Source organism: Mesorhizobium sp. M1423 (genome assembly GCF_040317575.1).
In the GTDB taxonomy this organism is placed as follows: Bacteria; Pseudomonadota; Alphaproteobacteria; order Rhizobiales; family Rhizobiaceae; genus Mesorhizobium.
This window is the reverse complement of sequence record NZ_JAMYKU010000016.1, coordinates 111,570-129,169: the sequence shown is the minus strand read 5'-3', so window position 1 is coordinate 129,169 and position 17,600 is coordinate 111,570. Positions and strand designations below refer to the sequence as shown.

General features: G+C 61.2%; 19 protein-coding genes. 10 read left to right on the top strand and 9 right to left on the bottom strand.

Going from position 1 to position 17,600, the window contains the following annotated elements; genetic code table 11:
* Positions 1–15: 15 nt before the first annotated feature.
* Positions 16–927 carry a fatty acid desaturase family protein gene (locus NKG95_RS20590; protein ID WP_353042215.1) on the bottom strand — a complete coding sequence of 304 codons (912 nt, stop codon included), beginning with the start codon at positions 925–927 and terminating at the stop codon, positions 16–18.
* A gap of 267 nt (positions 928–1,194) precedes the next feature.
* Here NKG95_RS20590 and NKG95_RS20585 point away from each other — a divergent pair, with 267 nt between their 5' ends.
* Complete coding sequence (locus tag NKG95_RS20585; RefSeq protein ID WP_353042213.1) at positions 1,195–1,458, top strand: hypothetical protein; 264 nt, start codon at positions 1,195–1,197, stop codon at positions 1,456–1,458.
* 58 nt (positions 1,459–1,516) lie between these two features.
* Positions 1,517–1,774 carry a hypothetical protein gene (locus NKG95_RS20580; protein WP_353042211.1) on the top strand — a complete coding sequence of 86 codons (258 nt, stop codon included), beginning with the start codon at positions 1,517–1,519 and terminating at the stop codon, positions 1,772–1,774.
* Positions 1,775–2,028: 254 nt separating this feature from the next.
* Here NKG95_RS20580 and NKG95_RS20575 read toward each other — a convergent pair whose 3' ends face one another.
* The 3 genes from NKG95_RS20575 to NKG95_RS20565 all read right to left on the bottom strand — a co-directional run bounded on the left by NKG95_RS20575 (position 2,029) and on the right by NKG95_RS20565 (position 4,663).
* Positions 2,029–3,063 carry a PIN domain-containing protein gene (locus tag NKG95_RS20575; RefSeq protein ID WP_353042209.1) on the bottom strand — a complete coding sequence of 345 codons (1,035 nt, stop codon included), beginning with the start codon at positions 3,061–3,063 and terminating at the stop codon, positions 2,029–2,031.
* Between the two features lie 147 nt (positions 3,064–3,210).
* Complete coding sequence (locus NKG95_RS20570; protein WP_353042207.1) at positions 3,211–4,005, bottom strand: formyl transferase; 795 nt, start codon at positions 4,003–4,005, stop codon at positions 3,211–3,213.
* Positions 4,006–4,087: 82 nt separating this feature from the next.
* A complete protein-coding gene (locus NKG95_RS20565; protein WP_023719935.1) occupies positions 4,088–4,663 on the bottom strand; it encodes a DUF4893 domain-containing protein in 576 nt (191 codons plus the stop codon).
* A gap of 61 nt (positions 4,664–4,724) precedes the next feature.
* On the opposite strand from NKG95_RS20565, the gene NKG95_RS20560 reads away from it, so the two are divergent.
* Positions 4,725–5,699 (top strand): NAD-dependent epimerase/dehydratase family protein, encoded by a 975-nt coding sequence (locus tag NKG95_RS20560; RefSeq protein ID WP_353042205.1) that lies wholly within the window; start codon positions 4,725–4,727, stop codon positions 5,697–5,699.
* A 4-nt stretch (positions 5,700–5,703) separates the two neighbouring features.
* Here NKG95_RS20560 and NKG95_RS20555 read toward each other — a convergent pair whose 3' ends face one another.
* A complete protein-coding gene (locus NKG95_RS20555) occupies positions 5,704–6,333 on the bottom strand; it encodes a DUF1638 domain-containing protein (RefSeq protein WP_353042203.1) in 630 nt (209 codons plus the stop codon).
* Between the two features lie 64 nt (positions 6,334–6,397).
* Here NKG95_RS20555 and NKG95_RS20550 point away from each other — a divergent pair, with 64 nt between their 5' ends.
* The gene (locus NKG95_RS20550; RefSeq protein ID WP_023676507.1) at positions 6,398–6,538 is read left to right on the top strand and encodes an entericidin A/B family lipoprotein; all 141 of its coding nucleotides are present in this window, start codon (positions 6,398–6,400) and stop codon (positions 6,536–6,538) included.
* A gap of 81 nt (positions 6,539–6,619) precedes the next feature.
* On the opposite strand, the gene NKG95_RS20545 is transcribed toward NKG95_RS20550, so the two are convergent.
* Positions 6,620–7,318 (bottom strand): cobalamin B12-binding domain-containing protein, encoded by a 699-nt coding sequence (locus NKG95_RS20545; RefSeq protein ID WP_023676506.1) that lies wholly within the window; start codon positions 7,316–7,318, stop codon positions 6,620–6,622.
* A gap of 308 nt (positions 7,319–7,626) precedes the next feature.
* Between NKG95_RS20545 and NKG95_RS20540 the strand changes: the two genes are divergently transcribed.
* Entirely contained in the window at positions 7,627–9,201 is a 1,575-nt protein-coding gene (locus tag NKG95_RS20540; protein WP_353042201.1) for a trimethylamine methyltransferase family protein, read from the top strand.
* 107 nt (positions 9,202–9,308) lie between these two features.
* On the top strand, positions 9,309–9,977 hold the full coding sequence (locus NKG95_RS20535; protein WP_353042199.1) for a hypothetical protein: 669 nt from the start codon (positions 9,309–9,311) through the stop codon (positions 9,975–9,977).
* Between the two features lie 45 nt (positions 9,978–10,022).
* Here the strand turns inward: NKG95_RS20535 and NKG95_RS20530 are convergent, their stop codons facing one another.
* The gene (locus NKG95_RS20530) at positions 10,023–10,307 is read right to left on the bottom strand and encodes a hypothetical protein (RefSeq protein WP_352590158.1); all 285 of its coding nucleotides are present in this window, start codon (positions 10,305–10,307) and stop codon (positions 10,023–10,025) included.
* 304 nt (positions 10,308–10,611) lie between these two features.
* Here NKG95_RS20530 and NKG95_RS20525 point away from each other — a divergent pair, with 304 nt between their 5' ends.
* The gene (locus NKG95_RS20525; protein ID WP_352913245.1) at positions 10,612–11,172 is read left to right on the top strand and encodes an RNA polymerase sigma factor; all 561 of its coding nucleotides are present in this window, start codon (positions 10,612–10,614) and stop codon (positions 11,170–11,172) included.
* 2 nt (positions 11,173–11,174) lie between these two features.
* The gene (locus tag NKG95_RS20520) at positions 11,175–13,295 is read left to right on the top strand and encodes a vWA domain-containing protein (protein ID WP_352495950.1); all 2,121 of its coding nucleotides are present in this window, start codon (positions 11,175–11,177) and stop codon (positions 13,293–13,295) included.
* A gap of 147 nt (positions 13,296–13,442) precedes the next feature.
* Here NKG95_RS20520 and bmt read toward each other — a convergent pair whose 3' ends face one another.
* A complete protein-coding gene (gene bmt / locus NKG95_RS20515) occupies positions 13,443–14,459 on the bottom strand; it encodes a betaine--homocysteine S-methyltransferase (protein ID WP_023719944.1) in 1,017 nt (338 codons plus the stop codon).
* Between the two features lie 88 nt (positions 14,460–14,547).
* Entirely contained in the window at positions 14,548–15,390 is an 843-nt protein-coding gene (locus NKG95_RS20510; protein ID WP_023719945.1) for a helix-turn-helix domain-containing protein, read from the bottom strand.
* A 228-nt stretch (positions 15,391–15,618) separates the two neighbouring features.
* Between NKG95_RS20510 and NKG95_RS20505 the strand changes: the two genes are divergently transcribed.
* Together NKG95_RS20505 and NKG95_RS20500 are read left to right on the top strand one after the other, a co-directional pair.
* Complete coding sequence (locus tag NKG95_RS20505) at positions 15,619–16,629, top strand: fatty acid desaturase (RefSeq protein ID WP_352861072.1); 1,011 nt, start codon at positions 15,619–15,621, stop codon at positions 16,627–16,629.
* Positions 16,630–16,712: 83 nt separating this feature from the next.
* Positions 16,713–17,513, top strand: a complete 801-nt coding sequence (locus NKG95_RS20500; protein WP_353042197.1) for a phosphate/phosphite/phosphonate ABC transporter substrate-binding protein — start codon at positions 16,713–16,715, stop codon at positions 17,511–17,513.
* Positions 17,514–17,600: the final 87 nt, after the last annotated feature.

The window sequence follows — 17,600 nt, the reverse complement described above, 5'->3', positions numbered from 1 at the left end:
CTCTTCCAGCACTGGTCAGCCGGCGCGGCCATCGAAGCTGCCGACCAGTTTCCTGTGGAAGCGCATGTAACCTCGTTCGGTCGTGCGTAAATGCTCCGCGATGATCGCATGGAAGCGCGGCAGGCGATGGAAGGGAACGGCCGGATAGGAATGGTGCTCGGAATGGTACGGCATGTTCCAAGCCACGAAGCGCACCAGCCTTGAGGTGAAGGTGGTACGGGTGTTCTCGAGCATGTTGGCGACATGCGGGCACAATGCATGCTCGGCCAGCAGGTAGGCCCGCAAAAACGGCTGTCCGACCAGCACCGGCACGATCCAGACCCACAACAGCAGCGCCGACTGTGCCGCGAGCGATCCGGCCAGCAACACCGCATAGCCGATCAGGAACAGCCGCGCTTCAATAACCACCTTGCCGCGGCCCTTTTCCGGCACAAAGCCGTCGCGGTTGCGGCCCGCCGCATTGGTTGCGAACACACGAGCCATGCCTATCCAATAGGGGCCGCCGGACAGATAGCGCAGATAGTGGCCGATGGTCTCCGGCTTCGGGGCCATCAGTTCGGGGTCGTTGTCCGGGTCTTGGGTGTGGCGGTGATGGGCGAAATGGAAATAGCGGAACCATGCGGGCGGCAGCAGGATCAAGAAGCCGGCCACGGCGGCAACAGCGCGATTGAGCCACGCCGTTCTGAACGCCGTTTCATGGATGGTCTCGTGCAACAGCGTGAAGAAGAAGACGATCAGGATCCCCTGCGGCAAGACGAGAAGCGGCCAGAACGGGATGCGGGCGGCGATCAGTGCGCCCAGCACGACAACCAGCCCGCCATGGACGGCCAGCCGGACAATGCCTGACCCGTCGAGCCGGGCGGTGAGGTCGCGACGGTCCGCAACCGAAAGGCCGGCAATGATGGTGCGATGGTCGATGTCGCTCATGATGCAATGTTAGCGGCGGGTGGCTGTCGGGTAAATCGGCGCCCGTGTCACCAGACGCCGTGTTGAGCGAAGGCTCGTCTCGTGTATTGTGGAGGCGCAATCGGGGCTGGTCGATATTGCATAAATTCTGGTTCTTTCCGTTCTACGTCCTGTTGGGTGCCGGCATCATCATTGCGATCAAACTGATCGGCCCAATTGTCCTTTGTTTCTTGGTGGCGATTCCTATCGGGTATTTTTTGGAATCGAAGCACAAGCCCGGCGTAATCGATGCTCATAGCGACCCACGGCGGTGCCAGCTTCGTCAACTCTGACCACATCGAAAAGCTCACCCTGTCCAAGCGCCGCGACGATCCGCAGAGGGTGGTGCTGTTTCTGTTCAGCGGCGAACAGATGACCGTGGTCCTTGACCGCGCCGAGCTGGCCCGGCTAACCGGCGAGGAGCATCTTGACATCGCTGTCAAGACGAAAGCCAAGAGGCCAGCTGAGCCAAGCGTCTCACGCCACGTCCGTCAGCCGGCATCGGCCGCCTAGTAGGCTCGTTGCCACAACAACTCCCGCGTGTCATCCTTTATGGGAGCAGGGGGGCGTCATGATTCCTATCATTTCGCGGCAGAAACGTTTGATGGGTGCGTTGGCCGCAACGGTGATGGGAAGCTTGGCGATGTCTGCCGCCAAGTCGGCTGAATGGAGCCCAACCTATTTGGGTTGCGTATTCACGCTGTCAGCCTTTTCGGCTCCGGACGACATTTACCCGGACCATCGCAATGAAAAGAAACTGAAGGTGGCCCCAACAAAATTTGAAATGGCGTTCGCTGCTATCGACTTTTCGGCGAGCGGGCGCAGCTGATCGGAAATCTGGGATCGGTGCAGATCACTGCCACGCGTGGTGGCTTTGAAAGCGTTGTGTTTCTGGAGTTGACGCCGCTGGGCAGTATGAACTTTACGACGGTGCTGCCTCCAACGAAAGACGGCACGATCCGAGCTATAGCATCGAGGCACATCGTGGAGCCGCTCAGCGGTTACATGGCCTCTCAGTTCCTAGGCACCTGCAAGGATCATATCGGCGAGTTGCCCGGGTAGTAAGCGGCGGCCGCCGCCTGATCATGTGTCCAGCATATCCCAATCGTCGCCCATGACCCAGCGCAAGGCGCTGAGCTTGCCGTTGACCATGCCCCACTCGAAATTATCCCAAAGCCCAAGGTTCTCGATCCCGACTTCTTCCTCTGTCCTCCGGCCCGCTTCGCGCGCTAGCTTCCAAGTGCCTTCCGTAATTAGTTTCTGGCGGCTGCGCGGCCGGGCTGCAGTCCACTCCTTGTCTGAAACGACCTTGGTTTTTCCGCGCTCGATATCAATCCGTAGGTTCTGATGGCGGTTGTACCAGACCTGCCGGTATAGGAGGTGCTCCGCCTCGATAATTTCGGAGAAGCCCCTGACCTGCGTCGCGCCGTACAGTTGGAGATCGTAATTTGCTAGCAAGTCCTGATCGAGGTCGTTGAGCAGGTCCGCCAGCAAAGTCCTGAAGCGCGAACGCAGGCCGTCGAACAGCGGCACTAGGTCTGCATGAGGCTGGCGGTGATCGCCTCCCTCTTGGCTGAAATCGACCTTGTTGTGCGTGATGAAGGCGAACAGATCGTTGCCGTCCGCCCGGCCAATCTGGTCGGCGTAAGTCTCGATGATGATGGCGTCCCCGATGCTGTTCTTCTGCCTGTGGCAGGGAGCGACGCTACCCAACGCCCGGTCGGCCGCGCGGGCCTTAATGGTCTCCGTGGCCGGGATCGCGTTCGCGGCAGTAAGCAGCCGCTCTATCCGCTCGATGGACTCGTTGACGGCCTCACCTCTGTAGACTGCCGAGTGATCGGCCTCATTCAGCGCCTTGATCGTCGCGTCGACATCCTTCTTGTCTCCGAAGCGCCGCACGGCGTCCCTCACAAGGCTGAAATGGGATAGGAGGCTTCGCTTCGCGTCGGCCGCCACCCTATCCTTGTTGCGGGCGAATTCATCAAGGACGATCTCCGGCACTATGAGTTCGAAGTCCCCATGGTTCAGAATATCCTCAAGGGCCGCGATAATGGGCTGGTTCCGGTAGTCCTTGGCAATGTCCAGCCAGACGCACGTGTCGACAAGAATGCGGAGCATTCAAACGTTCCTCCCCGGTAGACAGCCTAGATGTACAGGCCTATCCGCAGCTCCCTCCGTCACTTTATCCACAGGCATTTTCGGGGGCACTTTCCCAGTCCGTCCAACCCTAAAAACTTGGGAACTGCCGAAATCCCTAAGTATCTGTTAGATAAGGTTTTTACCAATTCCGCGTAGTATTCCGGTATAGAGATAGAACCAGACCGTCGGATAATACCATTGTCTCGAAGGCAGACCGGGATCGACTGTGCCGAGCTTGCCGGTCAGCGCATCCCTGACCGCTTCGACGCAGATGTCGCGCGAGAATGCCGCCTGCCGCAACGCGTAGCTTGAAATAGTGTCGCCAGGTTGGGGTTTGCCGCGTGCCTGCCGCAGCACCCCGCCAGTGTCGACGCCGGCGTCGACCAGATGCACGGTGGTGCCGAAGTTTTCCGCATCGCCTGAAGCCAGCGCCCAATAGCCGCCGTTCATTCCACGATATTTCGGGGCGATGCCGGCATGGTAGTTGAGGACCGGGCAAGGGATTTTCGCCAGCGTCTGCCGCGACAGCAAGCGGCAGCCGGCGAGCAGCACGACACCCGGCTGGATTTTCTCGATCGCCTGCAGGCACTCCGGCGCGTTGGCCGACGAGACCTGGACGATCTTTTGCCCAGGCTTCGGTTCGGTTTGCAGCTTTTGCTCGGCGGCGAGCCGTGCTGCGTGGCCGGCGAAGAAGCGCTTGCCGAGCCGGGTCAGCATCATCGTGCCGAGTTGACCGATGGCCGAGGTCCAGCCTTGCCGCCGCGCCCGCCCGAGAAGCAATTGCCTTTTGGATTCAGGGGTTTCGAGGATGACGCTGACAGGCGCGAGGTGGTCGGCGATGGCGTTGACGATCGCCCAGATATGCGGGCCGCCTTCGGTGACGACGACGATCGGCCGTTGGTTTGTTTTCGACCGTGCCATGCTTCGCGACCCCCGCAAAGAGCTGTTCTTTGTGCGCGAATGCTAGGTTGACCGGGTTAACCCTTGGTGATCGGGGGCGGGCTCAGCGCTTGAATTCGAGGATGTCGAGCTTCGATTCGTAGTGGGGCGCCGGGAACTCGATGCGCCATTCGCTGGCGCTGTGGCGGAAGGCATAGCCGACCTGATCGCTTTCCGGGCCGCTGCCGTAGGGCTTTGCCGGATCGTCGTTGACGTAGAAGGAACCTAGATAGATCGCGCGTTTCTCGCCATCGTCGAAGAAGCGGCCCTTGGTGCGCTGCGAACCGGTGATCTTTTCCAGTCTCCAGCCGGAACCGTCGTCGCTCACCTTGCATTTGAACCAGCCATAAATGACGAGCGGGCTCAATCCGCCGGCCTTGATGGTGCGGCATTGCCAATTGCCGGTCAGGTCCTTGTCGGAGAAGGAAACCAGCGGCTTTGCCAGCAAGGCGTCGAGCTGCTTGACCTCGGCGGGATCGCCGGCCTTCGCCTCGTCAAGCGCTGCCTTGCGCGTCTCGCCATATTTGTCGAGGCGCGCCTTGTCGGCAGCGGTGATCAGCTTCTGCACTTCGCCATCGGCGAACGCGGGCAACGTCAAGCAGAGGACAGCTGCTACGGCAAACATAAGGCGAGCGATCATTGGTGGCGTTTTCCCTTTTGATGACTGGAGCAGCCTGTTTTCTTGTCTGGCGCATACCTTAATGTTTCGCCGCGCTCTGTCATCCTTGCTTGAGCATCGACAGCAGAAACGAGGTGGAAGAATGCGGATCTTGCTGACGGGATCGTCGGGTTGGCTGGGCAGGGCCTTGGCGCCACGCCTGCGGACTCTCGGCCATGACGTCACTGGCCTCGATCCCGTCCCATCCTCGGAAACGCGAATGGTCGGCTCAGTCGCGGATCGCGACCTGGTCATGAGGGCGGTCGAGGAGAACCGCATCGAGGCCATCATCCATAGTGGCGCGCTGCACAAGCCTGACATCGAACATCATCGCAACGAGGATTTCGTCGAGACGAATGTGCGCGGCACGCTCAACCTGCTCGATGCGGCGGCAACTTTCGGCGTTCAGCGCTTCATCTTCACGTCGACGACATCGCTGATGATTACCCAGGCCATCCGCGCCGGCTTGCCCGGCAGGGCGGCTTGGCTAACGGAAGACATGTCGCCTGAACCGCGCAACATCTACGGCGTGACAAAGCTTGCGGCGGAACATCTTTGTCGGCTCTACCATATCCAGTTCGGCCTGCCGGTGATCGTACTGCGCACCGCCCGCTTCTTTCCCGAAGCAGACGATATGGCGCATGTGATCGAACAGTCGGACGCCAACACCAAGGCCAATGAGCTGTTGTTTCGCCGGCTGACGGTGGAGGATGCTGCCGACGCCCACATCGCTGCCTTGGAGAAAGCGCCGCAATTGGGCTTCGACACCTTCATCATCTCGGCACCGACACCTTTCCAGCCCGACGATTGCGCGGCATTGATCGCCGACGCACCGTCGATCGTCGCGCGCTATTTTCCGGATTATCCGGCACTCTACTTGAAGAAAGGCTGGACGATGTTTTCGTCGATCGACCGGGTCTACGATGCGTCGCGGGCGAGGGACCGGCTGGATTTCGTCTGCAAGACGAGCTTTGCCGATGTGCTCGCTGGGCTCGAAGCTGAAGAAAACGGTGCCTAAAGTGTCAGGCCAGGGCTGAGGCCCCAGCCAGTTCCTTCGTCAGGTCGCCGTAGCCGGTCGAGCGGCGCTCATAGGCGAGGCCGAGCATTTTCGCCGCCTTTTCGGCGACCTTGTCGAGTTCCGGGTCGTCGGTCTGGGCGATGTAGATCAGCTTCTCGTAATTGCCGAAATAGTCCTTGATCAGCTCCGGGTGCTTGTCGAGGCCGAGCGGCTTCATGAAGAAGGCATCGAATTGCCGGCAGAGGAAATCGGTCATGTAGAACGACATCATGTCGTCATCGGCAACCTTCGCATAGGCATCCATGCCTTGGTAGAAGGCAAAGCAATGCGGCCCGGCCATGCGCTCGACGCCATGCTTCTCGCAGATCCGGTCGAGCAGGCCACCCGTGCCGCAATCGGCATAGCCGACGAAGATGTGTTTGTAGCCGTCAGCCCTGGCCTTGGCGATTGCCTTGTCCATGGCCGGCGCAATGCGGTCCGGATAGAAATGCAACTCCGCCGGGAGGCAGGTCAGGTCGAGATGGTCGAGCCCGAGCTGCTCCTTGACCGCCAGAACTTCGCGCGCAATCATCCCGCAGGCGATGACGAGCAGCCTGTCGCCTTGATCGGATTGTTGTTTTCGCGCGGTAGTCATGGAACCAGTCTAATCCATCTTCGTTGCTGTCCAGCGAATTTATATTCTGAGGGAGACACCAATCATGAAATTGTTCCGCGTTGCGCCAATCGCTATTCTCGCCTGCGCCCTGGCTGTTTCGGCCTGCGCCAACACGGTGCGCGGCGTCGGTAAGGATATCAAATCCACTGCGAAGGCGGTTGACGATACCGTCAAGAAACCCTGATCTGCACGATTTCAAACATTTGGGAATAAAAAAGCCGCACTGCAAGGCGCGGCTTTTCTCGTCGGTGCCGAATTTATTGACTCAGGCCGAAGCGCGGACGTTGTGCTTGCGCTTCATGAAGTCCTTGGCGGTCTCGACCGCCACCGCGGCGTCGCGGCAATAGGCGTCGGCGCCGACGGCTTTGCCGAATTCCTCGTTGAGCGGCGCGCCGCCGACCAGCACGACATAATCATCGCGAATGCCTTTTTCCTTCATCGTATCGATGACGACCTTCATGTAAGGCATGGTCGTCGTCAGCAGGGCCGACATGCCGATGATGTCGGGCTGATGCTTTTCGATGGCATCGAGATATTTTTCGACCGCATTGTTGATGCCGAGGTCGATGACATCGAAGCCGGCGCCTTCCATCATCATGCCGACGAGGTTCTTGCCGATGTCGTGGATGTCGCCCTTAACGGTGCCGATCACCATCTTGCCCTGCTTCGGCGCGCCGGTGGCGACAAGCAACGGACGCAGGATGAACATGCCGGCCTTCATCGCGTTGGCCGACAGCAGCACTTCCGGAACGAACAGAATGCCGTCGCGAAAATCCTCGCCGACGATGCGCATGCCTTCGACCAGAGCCTCGGTCAGCACCTTGTAAGGCGCCCAGCCGCGCTCGAGAAGGATGTTGGTGCCTTCCTCGATTTCTTCCTTCAACCCATCATAAAGGTCGTCGTGCATCTGCTGCACCAACTCGTCGTCGGAGAGTTCCGAAAGGATGATCTCGTCGTCGGCCATTTTTTCTCAGGCTCCTTGCCGGCTACAACTATCGCGGCAGCTTAAAAATATCGCGCCATTACCTAACCCGCGCGGGCCAGTTGTCCATAGCTGATTTGCGACTTCCCGCAAAACGAAAGCGACCGTAAATCTCTTGGAATTCTTGTCGATTTTGCGACAGGCGTTGGCGCTGGCGGGCCGTTTCGAATAAGGTGCATGGCTACGATCCGGCCAGAGACCGCAATATGCGGCTGCAAATGGATTTCAGGCCGGAACAAGAGCCCGGCCAAAGCAAATCAGGCCAGAACGAAAGCCAGGGAAGAACGATTATGAGTGAGAACGCGCCGGTCGATCAGGAAGCGTCAAACGCACGGCGCGGGCGCGCTGCCAGCGGTGGCGCCGCAGCGCGCCGGGCTGCACGTTCGGGCGGCGGCCCCGGTACACAGCTCACCTATATCAAGCGCAAGATCAACGTCTATGAAGTGCTGGACGAGGAAGGCCTGGCGCTGATCGAAAAGAACACCGACACGGTGCTGGAAGAGATCGGCATCATCTTCCGCGACGACGCCGAGGCACTGCAGCTTTGGAAAGAGGCGGGCGCCGACGTCAAGGGCGAGCGGGTGCATTTCCCCAAGGGCCTCTGCCGCTCGCTGTTGAAGACCGCTCCGTCCGTCTATACCCAGCACGCCCGCAACGGCGAGCGCTCGGTGCAGATCGGCGGCAACGCGACCGTGTTCGCGCCGGTCTATGGACCGCCCTTCGTGCGCGATCTCGACGGCGTCAGGCGCTACGCGACGATCGAGGATTTCCGGAATTTCGTAAAACTTGCCTATATGGCGCCATCGATCCACCATTCGGGCGGCACGGTTTGCGAGCCGGTCGACGTGCCGGTCAACAAGCGCCATCTCGACATGGTCTACAGCCATATCAAATATTCGGACAAGGCGTTCATGGGCTCGGTGACCGCGCCCGAGCGCGCCGAAGATACGGTGGCGATGGCCAAGATCGTGTTTGGTGACGATTTCGTCGAGAACAACACGGTGCTGACCAGCCTGATCAACGCCAACTCGCCGATGGTCTTCGACGAGACCATGCTGGGAGCGCTGAAAGTTTATTCGCGCCATAACCAGGCGTGCATCGTCACGCCGTTCATCCTTGCCGGCGCGATGAGCCCGGTGACGGTCGCCGGCACACTGACCCAGGTTTTGGCCGAGGTTCTGGCCGGGGCGTCGTTCACACAGCTGATCCGGCCGGGTGCGCCGGTACTGTTCGGCACCTTCGCCTCGTCGATCTCGATGCAGTCGGGCGCGCCGACCTTCGGCACGCCGGAGCCGTCGCTGGTCTCCTATGGCGCCGCCCAGCTTGCTCGCAGGCTCGGGCTGCCGTTCCGCACCGGCGGCTCGCTTTGTGCTTCGAAAATCCCCGATGCGCAGGCGGCCTATGAGAGCGCCAACACGCTGAATTCGACGATCCTCGCCGGCACCAATTTCGTGCTGCATTCGGCCGGCTGGCTCGAGGGCGGGCTCGCCTCCTGCTACGAAAAGTTCATGATGGATATCGACCAACTCGGCATGACGCAGAAGTTCTCCGAGGGTGTCGACCTGTCGGAAAACGGTCAGGCGATGGATGCCATCCGCCAGGTGGGTCCGGGCAGCCATTACCTCGGCTGCGATCACACCCAGGCCAATTTCCAGACCGCGTTCTACCGCTCCAACATCGCCGATAACAATTCCTACGAGCAGTGGCTGGCCGAAGGCGAAAAAACCGCGCCGCAGCGCGCCAACGAGCTCGCCCGCCGCTGGCTGGAGAGCTACGAGGCGCCTTATCTCGACCAGGGCATCGACGACGGGCTGAAGGACTTCATCGCCAGGAAGAAGGCGTCGATGGCCGACGCCTTCACCTGAAAGGAGCCCGAATCAGGCGGGGCTAAAGTCGCCAACATCATCCACAAGGAAGTCTGGCGGAGCGCCTTCTCCGACCCCGACAAGAAGGGATGATTCTCGAGCGCGGCATGGTCGAAACCATCGCGGCCGCGCTTTCCGCCCACGGCCTCATCCTGCGCGGCGGCTTCAATTTTGCGGGCGGTGAGGGGACACCTTCCGGTCTCTCCGGCGCCGCCGCCAGATCCGTCCTGCTGGTGGGGCAGGCAGGCGCCGCACCTTGGCCGCACTTCCTGCGCTGGTTGGAGAAACAGTCACAGCCGATCGACGATCCGCTCGACAGATGGTCGCGCGGAGTGATCGGCGCTGTGGCCGAAAAATTCGGGGCACGCGCGGTGTCACCGTCCGACAGGCCTTATCTGCCGTTCCAGCAATGGGCGATGCAGGCGGAGGGGCTGAAGCCGTCGCCGCTCGGCATCCTCATGCATCCGCAATACGGGCTCTGGCATGCCTATCGCGGCGCGCTGTTGTTCGAGAACGAGATTGCGCTCCACGAACGTCGCGACGTGATTCACCTTTGCGACACATGTTTGGAAAAACCTTGCCTGAAATCCTGTCCGGTCGCGGCTTATTCTGCGGATGGTTTTGTGCATGAAACCTGTCTGGCGCATGTGCGTGGGCAAAACGGCGGACCTTGCCGGACCGGCGGCTGCCTTGATCGCAACGCCTGTCCTTACGGCATCGATTATCGCTATCCGGCCGAGGTTCAGGCCTTTCACATGGCAGCATTCGCGCGCTAGCCAGACAAGACCCCGCTGCACGCAAAGACGTCGACCGTTCCGATCTCAGGATTTTTGGCCGAAAGCCAGCCCCGCCGCGTGAAAGAGACCCATCAGCAGCACCCCGATGGCACCAGAGACCAACGAGACGATGGGATACTGTGCGAAGTTGGCCCCGTACGCGAAGAGGGTTGCCACCACGAAGCTCGCCCAGCCGGCTATCAGATTGGGCACGGCGGAGTTACCGAAGACGCACGGGTAGGAACCCTTGGTTATCCCACTCACGAAATGTGGGACGCCATTGGCGCCAAAAACACCCGCGAAAAAAGCAAGGAATGCCGTCAGCCACATATGAGCTCCGTCCCTTGGCAAATTGAAGCGCGCCGTTCACTTCAGGCCGCCATAGCATGGCAGGCAGTCGGCGAAATTGTGCACAAAGCCAGCGTAAAGCAACCCCGATACGCATTTGTGAACGTGGCGGCTCCACATAGTGCCTTCGATGCAGCCGGCGCCGAACGCCACTGGAAGCGGCTGACGATGCTGTTTGCGGAGACGCTCGGCCAAGGCGCGCCAACCATTACGACGTGACTGCCCGCCAAAAAATTCTTCCCATCACCCAAGGAATCGCCATTAGCCTTCGTCCAACAGGCAAATGATGGCGATGATGCTGGACGAAAGCGAAGCCTCCGACGCCGAACTGATCGGGCGGGCGAAGGGCGGAGACAGGGGTGCTTTCGGCAAGTTGCTCGAAAGGCACTACGGTTTCGTCTATCGCGCCGCCTATCGCTGGTGCGGGAAAAAGGCCGACGCCGAGGATATCGCCCAGGAAGTGTGCGTTCGGCTCGGCCGGGCGATCCGCGACTATCACGGCAGCGGCGCCTTCACGACATGGCTCTACACCATGACGTTGAATGCCGCGCGCGACATGATGCGCAAGACCGCCCGCGAGACGGTCAAGACCGATGCCTATGGCGCTTATGCACTGATTTCAGGAGAGGCGTCGTCCGAGGCGGAAGACCCGGCCGAGGCGCTGTGGGCAGCGGTGCGCAAGCTGCCGGACAAGCAGCGCGACGCGGTGCTGCTGGTCTATGGCGAAGGGCTGAGCCACGCAGCCGCCGCCGAGGCGATGGCGATCTCGGAGACGACGGTTTCCTGGCACATCCATGAGGCGAAGAAACGGTTGAAGACGCTGATGCGTTCAGCCGGGGAAGTGTGACCATGGTCGACGACAAGCAACTGAACAGGCTGCGCGATATCGCAGCACCGGCGCCTGACGCGGATGCAAAGGCGCGTGCCCTCCAGGCCGCGCTGCGCGCCTATGACATGGAAGAAAAAACTTTACCGGCCGCCCAAGGATCGGCAGGCGGGCTTCGTCTCACAGAGCGAGCACAAAGGCTCTGGAGCGAAATCATGCAAAAGAAACTCTTCGCCACGCCGGCCATTGCCGGGCTCGTTGCCCTGCCGATCGCCGGATACGCCACCATCTATATGCTTGGGGAATCCAAATTCGGCGGGCCCGAATTCGGCGGCGACGATAAGATCACCGAAACGCTGGCTGACAAGCCGGCGACCGTCAAACCGCCGGTTGTTGCCGAAGCAGATAAGCAGAAGAAGGCGGACGCCGACAGCGAAAGCCGCGACGCCGGCGAGGCGCTTGTGGCGCCGACATCGCCGCCGAAAGCGGAATCGACCGCGGTCGGCGGGTTGACGCAGCAGGATGTGCTCACCCGCAATGCACCCGAACCGGCGCAGAGCGGCGAGTTTGCGCTGGATGGCGGTGCAAACTCCGTGGCTCCGGCAGTCGATGGTGGCGCGCGGGTCGGACGCATGCCTGGCACGGTTGCCGAGTCCAAGCTGATGGCACAGCAGCCTGCCGCTGCGCCGGCCGACCAGATGCTGCCGCGAGAGGAAAACCGTGACCGGGTCGAGGATTTCAAGACCAATCCGGTGCATGCCGCACTCGAAGACCCGGTCTCGACGTTCTCTATCGATGTCGACACCGCTTCCTATTCCTTCGTCCGGCGCTCGCTGAAGGAAGGTTTTATCCCGCAGGCCGATACGGTGCGCGTCGAGGAGATGGTCAACTACTTCCCCTATGACTGGAAAGGCCCGGACTCCGCCTCGACGCCGTTCAACTCGACCGTCAGCGTCATGCCGACTCCGTGGAACGAGCACACCAGGCTGATGCATGTCGCCATCAAGGGTTTCGACGTGAAGCCGGCCGAGCAGCCCAAGGCCAATCTGGTCTTTCTGATCGATGTGTCGGGCTCGATGAACGAGCAGGACAAGCTGCCGCTCCTGCAGTCGGCCTTTCGGCTGCTGGTCAACAAGCTGAGACCCGACGATACCGTCTCGATCGTCACCTATGCGGGCGATGCCGGTACCGTGCTGGAGCCCACCAAGGCTTCGGAAAAGGACAAGATCCTCGCTGCCATCGACAACCTGACATCCGGCGGCTCGACGGCAGGCGAGGCGGGCATCAAGGAAGCCTACAGGCTGGCGCAGAAATCCTTCGTCAAGGACGGCATCAACCGGGTGATGCTCGCCACCGATGGTGATTTCAATGTCGGCCAGACCGACGACGACGACCTGAAGCGGCTGATCGAAAAGGAGCGCAAGACAGGCGTGTTCCTGTCGGTGTTCGGCTTCGGCCGCGGCAACCTGAACGACCAGATGATGCAGACCATCGCCCAGAACGGCAACGGCACCGCCGCCTATATCGACACTTTGGCGGAGGCCGAGAAGGTGCTGGTCGAGGATGCCTCCTCGACACTGTTCACCATTGCCAAGGACGTGAAGATCCAGGTCGAGTTCAACCCGAACAAGGTCTCGGAATACCGGCTGATCGGCTACGAGACCCGCGCCTTGAACCGCGAGGATTTCAACAACGACCGCGTCGACGCCGGCGAGATCGGCTCAGGCCATTCGGTCACCGCGATCTACGAGATCACGCCTAAGGGCAGCGGCGGCGAACAGATCGATCAGCTGCGCTATGGCCAGGCCTCAGTGAACAATGGCGGTGTCGCCAATGCCGACGAATATGCCTTCGTCAAAATCCGCTACAAGCTGCCGAACGAGGACACTTCGAAGCTGATCACCACGCCGGTGACGTCAGCCAACGAGGTGGCGTCGTTCGACCAGGCCAGCACCGACCAGCGTTTCTCCGTTGCCGTCGCTGCCTTCGGCCAGAAGCTGCGCGACGAGGATGCGACCGCGAAGTTCGGCTACGACAAGATCATGGAGATTGCCACCGCCGCCAGAGGAGCCGACCCGTTTGGGTACCGGTCCGAGTTCCTCTCGCTTGTGCGCCTTGCCTCGGCGCTCGGCGGTAACCGGTAGTGGCAATGATGGCCGGTTTCTTTCAGATGGGATCGTTCTGACAGGGGGAACCGGCCTACGGGCGGGTGAGGCAGGCCGGCGAGGGAAACCTTGCCGGCCTTTTTTCGTGGCTGCACCGCTTCGCGGACCGCGTCGCAGCCGAAAGCGTCAGGCGCGTCCGCGGCGCCGTTCGCGGCGGGCTTCGCTGGTCTCGGCGACGTTGACCGTCGCCTGCTTGTTGCGCATCGGGCCGATGCGTTCGACGATCTGCTCGACGGTCGGGCGATCCGACCTGGTGTGCGCATCGAGCGCCTTGCGCATGGCGGCAAGGTGCTGGAACGAGGTACCGCAGCAGCCGCCGACGATCTTGGCGCCGGCATCGACGGCCAGGCGCACATAATCGGCCATCAGCTCGGGCGTGCCCGAATAGTAGATCTCGGCACCGCGAAATTCGGGGATGCCGCAATTGCCCTTGACGATCACCGTTGCCTCGGGCTTCGCCTCGGTCATGTCGAGCAGCGAAGCGAGAATATCGGAGGCGCCGACACCGCAATTTGCGCCGACACCGAGCGGCGTCTGCGACAGGCCGTCGACGACACCGTGGATGTCCTTCGGCAGCAGCCCCATCATGGTGCGGCCGGCGGTGTCGAAGGAGCCGGTATAGGTATAGGGCAAGCCGACGCGGATGGCGGCTTCGGCGGCGGCACGGATCTCGTCCGGCGCCGACATGGTTTCGATCCAGGCGACTTCGGCGCCGCCGGCCTTCAGGCCCTCGATCTGCTCGGCAAAGGCCTCGACCGCCTCGTCATAGGTCATGGCGCCGAGCGGCACCAGCAATTCGCCGGTCGGGCCGACTGAGCCGGCCACGATCACCTTGCGGCCGGCCTTGCCGGCGACGGCGCTTGCGATCTCGGCGGCGCGCTTGTTCAGTGCGTGGACGCGGTCCTGCGCATGGTGCAGCTTGAGCCGATGGCGGGTCCCGCCAAAAGAGTTGGTCAGGATGATGTCGGCGCCGGCATCGACAAAGTTCTGGTGCAGGCTGGTGATGGTGTCGGGCGCGGTCTCGTTCAAGAGCTCAGGAGCCTCTCCGGCCTCAAGGCCCATCGCGAACAGATTGGTGCCGGTGGCGCCATCGGCGAGCAGGACGCCCTTTTCGGCAAGCAGAGCGTCGATCGGATTGGTCATGTGAAATACGCCTTCCCGGAAGAATAACTGAGATAAGGATATAAAGAATTCTTTATGTGCCGTCAATGTCGACACGGAGAGCAACCGGTCAAAATCGCATCTCCGCCAGCTTTCGTGTGAAGCTGGCCGCTTCATGCGCGTTGACGTCCGCGGCACGGATCAGATTGTCGAAATGGCTGGTCAGGATGCGGATCGGCTGCGTGGCGTTCAGCACCAGATACATGTCGCCGACGTAAATGGCTGCGCGATAGGGCCCGAAGATGGTGTACGGGATCGAATAGCGCATCCGCCCGTCATAGAGAAACAGGCGGAAGGTGGGATAGAGGTCGTCGAGTAGCGTCGCCATGTGCAGGAGCTGCTGGTGGCGGTCGGCCTCCGGAAAGCGGTCCCACACGCCCAGCCCGCGCGCGAAGATCTCCAGCGTGTGGCGCGGCATACAGACTTCCATGTCGGTTTCGGGCCGTCGGTTGTAGTCGATGCGGTACTGCGTTTCGCCGGCCTGTGCCTCGCGGCTCTTGTTGGCGATGACGGCTTCGTAGTCGACAAGGGCCTCAGTGCGCAGAAGATCGGGAATGCCGGCCGGCACGTAGCGGATTTTCGTTCCCGCCGCCTCGGCATGCCAGCGAGCCAGCAGCGTGCGGTCGAAGCCGTCCGGCGCCTCCTCGATCTCAAGGCTCTCGCGGATTTCACCGGTGACGCCCTCGTCCTGGCTGAGGCCGAGCAGCCAGTCGAGCGAGACTTTGAATTCGGCGGCGATGTTGAGCAGCGTTTCGGCGCGGGGAAGGCGGGTCGAGGCGCCGGAGAGCAGCTGCGACAGCGCCGAACGGTCGATGCCAACCGCGGCGGCGAAGGCCGACTGGTTCAAATCGGACCTTGTCAAGAGCATTTTCAGGCGCTCGCGAAAGATCGTCGACAGGTCGCGCTTGTCCAAATCTCTACTCTCCCTGACGTGAGCAAAATTTTGCGCCGAAGCGGTCTACATGGCGTTTCGAGCGCAAATGAATCTACGAGCTTGTTTACAATAGATAACATCTGCAGCCGAAAATGCGCAATCGCAACAGTTTGTGCGCTTTATCGCGTTGCAGCAATGCAACGCTCCTGACACAATGCTGTCAGGAATCAAACGGGTTCCGGCGACTGGAAGGCAGTGGTCGATAGCATGACGAGCATGGGCAACAGGCGACATGGCGCGGCGACCATCGAATGGCCGACGGTGTTTCTCGCACTTTTCTGCTACGGCGGCTGGCTCGCTACCGGCTTTCTGCTCTGGCCATCCTACCCGCTGTTGGCGCTCGCCCTTCTGGCCCTGGTTGCGGCGCTGCAATCCTCGCTGATGCACGAGGCCCTGCACGGCCACCCAACCCGGAACGCGCGGCTGAACGAAGCCGTTGTGTTCCTGCCGATTGGCCTTGTCTGGCCGTTTCGCAGGTTCAAGACCATTCATCTGCGCCACCATGCAGACGAGCGCCTGACCGATCCGCTCGACGATCCCGAAAGCTATTACAAGGCGCTCTGGCAGCACGAGGAGCTGCCGTCGGCTATGAAGTTCCTGCTGAAGGTCAACAACACGATGCTCGGGCGTTTGGTGCTCGGTCCGTGGCTTTCCTGCATCGGCTTTTTCATCGACGACGCCAGGCAGGTTGCCGCGGGCGACAATTCCATCCGCAAGGCATGGCTGCTGCACGCGATCGGCCTCGCCGTAGTGTTGCCTGTCGTGCAGTTCGGCTTCGGCATGCCGTTGTGGCTCTACATACTGGTGCCGGTGTGGCTTGGGCAGTCGCTGATTTCGATCCGCACCTACGCCGAGCATCAATGGTCTGAACATCCGGAAGGCCGCACGATCATCGTCGAGCGCTCGCCGCTGTCCTTCCTGTTCCTCAACAACAATCTGCATTTCGTCCATCACAAGAGCCCGACGGTGGCCTGGTACAGGCTGCCGAAGCTGTTTCGCGACCGCCGCGACGAGTGGCTGCGGATGAACAATGGCTACGCCTATCCGAACTATTTCGCGCTGCTCAAGGCCTATGCCTTCAAGGCGAAGGAACCGATCGTCCATCCCGTGCTGCGGCGCATGCCGGAACCAGGACGCGCGTTCAAGCCGCGCGTCAGGGCACGCAGCCTCAATGGGCTTGGCAGCGCACCGGTACCCGCCGAGCCGCCGAAGGAATGATTCTTGCGGCATTGCAGGCGCTGCCGCGCGGGCAACGCTTTCCTGACCTTGTCAATTTCCCTGCATAACGGTCAAATCCCGGCATGAGCGAATTCATTGCGGCTTTGCCGATGTACGACTGGCCGGAAGCGCGGGACGAGGTCGACGCAGAATGGGCGCGGCTGCGCGACGCTTTCAGACAAAAAGGCATCGATGCGCCGGAGACGATTATCCGCCGCAATGGCGATTTGCCCCCGGTGCCTGGCGGTATTCGCGACGATCAGGGAAAACTCATCGCGCCCGATCCGGCGACATTGCCGCCGGACGAGTTGGATTTTCACCGGCTCTGGCTGCACCCGGCGCTGCTCTTTGCGCAAACCTGCTGGGGACCGATGGAACTCGGCCTGTCGCAGCGTGTCCACCTCGTCGGCCAGCCGCGCTACGACGCCTTTGAGGGCGGACAGGGCGAACTCTATTCGAGCGCCATCGTCATGAGGGCGGGCGAGGCACCGCCGGCAAGGTCGCCGGCCGACGGCGGCGCCGTCATTCCGCTCGATCAGCTTCGCGGCAAACGTTTCACCTTCAACAGCCTCGATTCCATGTCGGGCATCATCGCGCCGACACGCGACCTGCAAGCACTGGGCGAGAGTTTGGATATCTTTTCCGCGCTGAGCGAAAGCTGGGGGCACCGCGCTTCGATTGTTGCTGTTGCCGAGGGCAGGGCCGACGTCGCGGCGATCGACTGCGAGAGCTGGGCGCTGGCGCAGCGTTTCGAGCCTGCGGCGCAGGAGATGACGGTCGTCGGCTGGACAAGGCGGCGCAAAGGCTTGCCTTTCATCACGGCCAGGACGACGCCGGAAACGATCGTCGCCGCGATGCGCAAGGCGATCGCTACGCTCACATAAAGCGCGTCGCGTTCGGTCGGCCTCATGCAACGCGCTTTAGATTCTTGTTTATGCATGTCGTTATCGCAAAACCGCTGCACAGTTTTG